Source organism: Oerskovia douganii (genome assembly GCF_015142735.1).
In the GTDB taxonomy this organism is placed as follows: domain Bacteria; phylum Actinomycetota; class Actinomycetes; order Actinomycetales; family Cellulomonadaceae; genus Oerskovia; species Oerskovia douganii.
Genome location: NZ_JACSPN010000056.1, coordinates 1 through 1,285, shown reverse-complemented (window position 1 = coordinate 1,285; position 1,285 = coordinate 1). Strand labels below are relative to the sequence as shown.

The 1,285-nt window shown below is 67.8% G+C and carries 1 protein-coding gene; it reads left to right on the top strand.

All coding sequences use genetic code 11. From position 1 onward, the window contains the following. Window positions 1–98: 98 nt before the first annotated feature. Window positions 99–1,285: DUF6531 domain-containing protein (locus tag H9623_RS19105; protein WP_227748935.1), on the top strand; the 1,187-nt coding region annotated here is incomplete at its 3' end.

The following is a 1,285-nucleotide window of genomic DNA, read 5'->3' as shown; positions in this document are numbered from 1 at the left end:
TGGGTAAGTCGCGGGTGCCGGTGCTGTTGGACGTGCAGGTGTGTTTCACCTATTCCACCTCCTCGATCGTGCGATGCACCTGGAACAACGACAAGACTTTGCGCTCCTCTGTCGTGCGTGTCCCGCATGCATTCGGGGACAACTACCCGACTGCGGACGCTGGCCCGGGGCAGGTCGCGTTGTGGACAGGGGAGTTCAACACCTCGGCCACCGACGTGTCCGTGCCCGGGTACGTGGGTGACCTGTCGGTCTCGCGGTCCTACTCCTCCCAGGCCGGCACGGACGACACGTCGGTCTTCGGTCCGGGATGGACGGCGTCGTTCGACGGCACCGACATCGGGGTCGCCGGGTTCGAGGTCGCCGACTCCACGGACGTGGACGGCACGATCTCCCTGATCGACGACGAGGGCGGGGCGTTGGTCTTCCGCCAGCCCGGTGGGACCAAGACCACGATGAAGCCCGGCGAATACACCCCGGTGGACGAGGACACCGCCAGTGTCGGCGCCAAGCTCACACTTGCTGGAGCCGGCACTGCGGCGACGCTCGACTTCACCGAGGAGGACGGCACCGTCACCAGGTTCACGTACTCCCACACCACGGGTGGTGAGCGGGTGTGGCTGCCCGCGTCGGTGACTGAGCCGGGAACCGCGGGGGCTACGTCCTTCACGCGTGACGCGGCCACGAAGAAGATCACCCGTATCCTGGCCCCGGTCCCACCGGGAGTCACGTGCCCCGCCACCGGCGCCTTGAACCCGGGGTGCCGGGCGATCGATATCACCTATGCCACCACCACGGCCGGGGTCGAAGTCGCGGGGCAGGTCAAGCAGATCACCTACACCGCGTATGACCCGGACAAGGCCGGTGGTGCCGGGATGAGCACGGTCGTCGTGGCGGCCTATGAGTATGACTCGGCCAAGCGACTGGCCAAGGTCACCGACCCCCGCCTCGGGCTCTTCACGGAGTACCGCTATGCCGGTACGTCGACCTCTGGGCAGCCGCTGCTGACCGTCGTCACCCCCTCCGGGCTCGCCCCTTACACCCTCGCCTACGGGGCCTCGTCGCAGGACGCGAAGTCACTGCTGATTGTGGACCGCGCTCCTGCCACCGCCGGCGGGGCAACGGCGCGCTTGTCCCGGTTCGTGTACGGGATCGACCCGACCGCGACGAACACGGCCCTACCCCAGCTCAAGGCAGCCGACACGACCACGTGGGGACAAGAGGTGCCCCCGAGCTATGGGGCGGCAGTGTTCTCCGCCGATCGACAGCAGGTAGGTGGATCCGCCCC